Source organism: uncultured Veillonella sp., from assembly GCF_900545205.1.
In the GTDB taxonomy this organism is placed as follows: domain Bacteria; phylum Bacillota; class Negativicutes; order Veillonellales; family Veillonellaceae; genus Veillonella.
This window is the reverse complement of sequence record NZ_UQYC01000096.1, coordinates 1-5,480: the sequence shown is the minus strand read 5'-3', so window position 1 is coordinate 5,480 and position 5,480 is coordinate 1. Positions and strand designations below refer to the sequence as shown.

At 36.7% G+C, this 5,480-nt stretch carries 6 protein-coding genes; 1 reads left to right on the top strand and 5 read right to left on the bottom strand.

Features of this window, described 5'->3' with window-relative positions:
- The 4 genes from QZR70_RS08295 to QZR70_RS08280 all read right to left on the bottom strand — a co-directional run.
- A partial coding sequence (locus QZR70_RS08295; protein ID WP_295794434.1) for an ATP-dependent Clp protease ATP-binding subunit occupies window positions 1-1,620 on the bottom strand: 1,620 nt, incomplete at its 3' end.
- A 235-nt stretch (window positions 1,621-1,855) separates the two neighbouring features.
- Window positions 1,856-2,917: a protein arginine kinase gene (locus tag QZR70_RS08290; protein ID WP_295794432.1), complete on the bottom strand. Its 1,062-nt coding sequence runs from the start codon at window positions 2,915-2,917 to the stop codon at window positions 1,856-1,858.
- 12 nt (window positions 2,918-2,929) lie between these two features.
- Window positions 2,930-3,427 (bottom strand): UvrB/UvrC motif-containing protein, encoded by a 498-nt coding sequence (locus QZR70_RS08285; protein WP_295794430.1) that lies wholly within the window; start codon window positions 3,425-3,427, stop codon window positions 2,930-2,932.
- Window positions 3,428-3,475: 48 nt separating this feature from the next.
- Window positions 3,476-3,955 (bottom strand): CtsR family transcriptional regulator, encoded by a 480-nt coding sequence (locus tag QZR70_RS08280; protein ID WP_295794429.1) that lies wholly within the window; start codon window positions 3,953-3,955, stop codon window positions 3,476-3,478.
- A gap of 214 nt (window positions 3,956-4,169) precedes the next feature.
- Here QZR70_RS08280 and QZR70_RS08275 point away from each other — a divergent pair, with 214 nt between their 5' ends.
- Window positions 4,170-4,676 (top strand): S-adenosylmethionine decarboxylase family protein, encoded by a 507-nt coding sequence (locus QZR70_RS08275; protein ID WP_005386379.1) that lies wholly within the window; start codon window positions 4,170-4,172, stop codon window positions 4,674-4,676.
- Window positions 4,677-4,779: 103 nt separating this feature from the next.
- Here the strand turns inward: QZR70_RS08275 and QZR70_RS08270 are convergent, their stop codons facing one another.
- A complete protein-coding gene (locus tag QZR70_RS08270) occupies window positions 4,780-5,463 on the bottom strand; it encodes an HAD hydrolase-like protein (RefSeq protein WP_295781764.1) in 684 nt (227 codons plus the stop codon).
- Between the last annotated feature and the right edge of the window lie 17 nt (window positions 5,464-5,480).

The following is a 5,480-nucleotide window of genomic DNA, read 5'->3' as shown; positions in this document are numbered from 1 at the left end:
TGAACCAATAGGACGTTTTGGATCCTTTAATCCAGCCCTTGCACGGCGCACAGCTTTCGCTACAGCTGTAACAGCATCATCTTGACCGATAACGCGTTTATGTAGCTCATCTTCTAAATGAAGCAAGGTTTCAGATTCTTCTTCTGCTATTTTAGCCACCGGAATACCCGTCCACTGAGCTACTACTGCAGCAATATCTTCTTCTGTAACTATTAGTTTTTGATCACTTTCCTCTTTAGCTACAGCTTTTTTATCGTCAATCTCTTTAACGAGAGCTTGCTCTTCATCACGAAGCTTAGCTGCTTTTTCAAAATCTTGAGATGTAACAGCAGCTTCCTTTTCCTTCTTTACCGTATTGAGTCGGTCTTCTAAAGCCTTAACATCAGGAGCTGCAGAAAAGACTTTCATACGTACCTTAGAGGCAGCTTCATCAACCACATCAATAGCCTTATCAGGCAAAAATCGATCTGTAATATATCGACTAGATAAGGTAACAGCAGCTTTTAATGCTTCATCTGTAATTTTAGCCTTATGGAAAGCCTCATAGCGATCTCGCAAGCCCCTCAAGATTTCAAGAGCATCCTCTTCATTAGGTTCCCCTACTTGAACAGGTTGGAAACGACGCTCTAAAGCAGCATCTTTTTCAATATGCTTTTTATATTCATCAAGTGTCGTAGCGCCAATCACTTGGAATTCACCGCGTGCTAAAGCTGGTTTTAAAATGTTTGCTGCATCCATTGCACCTTCAGTAGCGCCTGCGCCGACCAATGTATGAATTTCATCAATGAAGATAATCATATCATCATGTTGTTGCACTTCATCGATTGCTTTTTTCAAGCGTTCTTCAAATTCACCACGGTATTTTGCACCAGCTAGCATGGAGCTAATGCTAAGAGAAATAATGCGTTTATTGCGCAAAATTTCTGGCACATTACCATTGACGATACGTTGCGCCAAACCTTCAGCAATAGCCGTCTTACCTACGCCAGGCTCACCGATAAGAACTGGATTATTTTTAGTTCTACGGCTAAGAATTTGAATAACACGTTGAATTTCTGTATCACGCCCAATAACAGGATCAATTTTACCTTGTTTTGCCGACTCATTTAGGTCCGTTGCAAAATCAGCTAAATCACCTAAGTCACTATTACTATTTTGACCTTCTTGACCACTATGGTCACCATTTGCATTAGAGCCTAGGATATGGCGAATCGATTCTACAATATCATCGGTACGGATATTCATAGCCCGTAAAATACCAACTGCAACACCACCACCATCACTGATCAATCCTAAGAGAATATGCTCAGTACCAACGTAATTATGATTCATGCGATTAGCAACTTGAATAGCTAACTCAAGTACATGCTTAACGCGTGGGGTCATATATATGGATGTTGCTTTTTTATTGCCGCGACCTACGTGTTCTTCTACAGCTTCAAATATATCTTCTGTAACAATACCAAGCTCTTCTAAGGCCTTTGCGGCAACGCCACTTTTAACCTTTGTCAGGCCGATGAGTACATGTTCAGTGCCTACATAGTCATGTCCCAACTCCAATGCTGCTTCTTGAGCAAAGGATAGGACACGCTGTGCATCATCTGTGAAACGTTGCATCATACTATCACCTCATCTATCTATGTAAATTGTAATTATTTCTCTTCAAATATATGTAAACAACGGTAGGACATACCATTGGAATAGCTATTAACTAAACAAACAAATTCTACAGTCAACATGAATATATTATATTGGCTTTAATCGGATCCGATTAAAGCCATCTATTATCAACACATAGTTATAAAATGATTATGTGTAAATGTATTATATGTAATTGATCTTTTCCAAATTTATATTAATGTGAAAGCTTTTGTCGGATTACCTTTGCCCGATAGCTATCACGCTCGATTTCTGTTAGATCATCATTTCCTGCATATTTAGAAAGAAAATTAGGTCTAGTTATGGCGATTAATTCATTAAATGAATCCTTACTCCAAGAAGGTAAAATCTCTAAGTCAACGCCTAATTGGATATCGCTAAGCTTTGTTAAGGCCTCTTTACCATTTACACGACGCGCATATTGTAAAACGCCAAACGAGCGCCATAATACATCTTCTAAACCTTCTTTATCATTATGTAATAAGGATTGTCGAGATTTTCGCTCTTCTGCAATGATACCTTCTACAATCTTCGTCAATTGCTCTATGGTATCCTCTTCACTGACACCCATTGTACGTTGATTAGAAATTTGGTAAATATTTCCTAACGCTTCGGAGCCTTCTCCATATAGTCCACGTACAGAATAGCCTAATTGAATGATGCTACGTATGAGTCGTGTAATTCGTCCAGATATGGTCAATGCTGGCAAATGTAACATTACAGATGCCCTCAAACCTGTGCCTACATTAGTAGGACAAGCCGTTAAATAACCAAACCGTTCATCAAAAGCATATGGATATTTTGCTTCAATAGCCTTATCTATTTTTTTAGCATGTTCATAAGCTTTCTGTAATCGCAATCCTGAAACCATAGATTGAATCCGCAAATGGTCTTCTTCATTCACCATAATTACAATAGATGCATCGTCAGATACTACTAAATTGCGATATGGCAGTTTTTCTTCCAATACAGGACTCATTAAATGTTTTTCAACCAATATAGCTCGCTCACGCTCGCTTAATTGCTCAAGATTAATATTGGAGTATTGATGTCCATCTGCTTCTTTTAAAGGTTGAAGCAAACCTCTAGAAATGGTATTTACCTTTTCTAAAGATGACTTATCATTACGATTTGTAAACAATATACCATCAAAATTTCGTGCTAATCGGATTCGACTAGATATGACAATATGATCGGTTGCGTCCGTATCATGTTGTAGCCATGGGCTTAAAGGAGAATCTAATATAGTATCTAACATAATAAGAACCTCCTATTCTTTATCGCCACCAATGATGGCTTCTAATTCTTTTATTTTATCTCTTAAAATGGCTGCATCTTCGAAGTTCTCAGCTTGAATTGCTGAGTCTAATTGATGACGTAACCGCTTTAGTTCATACTTTGCTTTAAATACATTATGATCATGACTAGGAACAGTTCCTTCATATTCAGAACTACCTTGTAATCTTTGTAATAACGGTTTTATTTCACTAGCAAAGGTTTCATAACATGTATTACAACCAAACTTGCCTATCCGATTGAACTCATCATAGGTAATACCACATTGAGGGCAACGTTTAGACTGATGAGATTTTAATAGATTGTCAGGATAGACCATATTCTTAAAGAACTCATTGGTAAAAAAGCCATCATCCCACATATCATTCATAAAGGAACTATAAGGAGATAATTTTCCCTCCTGCTGTAATGCAGTGGCACATGTATTGCACAAATGTTGTTCCGTCTTCTGATTATTTACAATATTTGTCATGTGGATGGTAGCTTCATTTTTATGGCAATGATCACATATCACTGATCATCACTCCTTCCGTAGTGTATCCACCATTGTTGCGTAGAGCTGACGAATTGCATCATTACGATGTTCAATGTCGGTATTCTCAATTAATGTAGCAAAGGAATTATGCATTAATTGAGCTTCACGACGAGTAATCTTTTCAGCCTGTAGTAATTGGAACAAGGATTGGTCTATATCTTTAATATCAATCAATCGATCTACTGTATTTTGACCTTCATAAATACGATAGGTTGTTACAGCTGGTAGTGAATCGGAGCTTTCTGGATTTAATTTTGTAATTCGAATATATCCACCTAGACCACGTCTTGATTCAACATCAAACCCACGCTCATTAGAAAAACGTGTACTTAGTACATAACTAATTTGCGAAGGTGCACAATCTAATTCATCAGCTAATTCATTACGCTTTAAAATTAATTTCTCTTGTTCTTCACGCATACGATCCAATATAAACTTTTCTATTTTATCAGCTATCATACTCATAAAAAACACCTCTTTAACATTTTATTTAATATATTTTTGACTATTTGCTTTTTACATATATCTATTATATTTGACTTTTTGACTTTAGTCAATATAAAGGTCAAATATATTACACTATACATTTGACCTTTTAATACATCCTTCTATGATTGGACTTAATCCTAAATTCTAGGTATAATAAATGAGATATATTTTTATGAAAGAAGGTGTTGTTATGGCAGAAGCATTAGGACAAGAACTTTTAATTGATTTATATTCCTGCGATGAGGATGCAATCTCATCCGCTACAGCTGTACAAGAAAGTGTAGCAACTGCATTTGATTTAGCTGACCTTGATGTTGATGAAATCAGTTGTCAAGTTATGGACGAGGAGATCGCCCTCCTATCTGTTGCACCAGGCTTTCACTTTACATTGCATACATATCCTGCTCTAGGCTATGTGGCTGTTGATTTGTATTCTTTTGAGCAATCCTTACCGCTTACATTAATTATGAAAGCGTTACGTAAATCTTTCAGAGCTGAAAAGGTAAAAGCAACAAGTGTACAACGTGGCGACTTTGGTAACGAACGTGATATGAAGCCACGTCGCAAAACTAAGATTACTACACTTGGTCGTGTTTCTCGTACACGTATCCAACTCAAACAAACAGGCGGCAAGTTGAAAAAACAAAGTGCTAAGGTTATCAAAACATTAGCTAAAAAAAGCGGCCTAAAAAAATAACACAAAAGGACTAACCTATAGGTTAGTCCTTTTTTAGATAGATGCCAAAAGGCTAGAGGAAATTCCTCTAGCCTTTTAAAGTTGATATTTTATTTATAATAGCTTATCTACGAACCATCATTTCTTCAAGGTCCAGAACGTCAGCAATTTCATCAACATCATCACAAATGTATTCTGCATCAGCTTCTTTTAGTTCAGCTTCTGTACCATAACCATAAGTAACGCCGATAGAGATACAACCAAGTTCATTAGCTGCCTCTACATCATACTTGCGATCCCCAACCATAAATGCCAAACGACGACCATTGTCATCGGTCAATGGGTTACCACAAAGGGTAAGAGCCTTTTCAAGAATCTCTTTCTTATGCAATAAACCAGCCTCGTAATTTGCACCTACAATAACATCAAAGTATGGTGTCAATTCAAAGTGGTCTAGAATATCTTTAGCATAATGTTCTGGTTTTGCAGTAGCTACAGCTATGGTATATTGTTCAGTTTTACATTTAGCTAATAAGTCTACAATATTCGGATATACTTTATTTTCAAATTTACCGATGGTACCATACCGTTCACGGAATTTAAAGTATGTTTCTTCCGCTTGCTCAAAGGTCATACCACAATGTTCTTGGAACGCATCTACCAATGGTGGTCCTAAGAATAATTGTAATGTTTCTTCATCAGGTACATCATAACCAAAATGTTCCAATGCAAATTTAATGCTTTTAAGAATGCCTTCTTGAGAATCCGTTAAAGTTCCATCTAAATCAAATAATATAGTCTTCTTCATATTATTTCTTTAAAGCC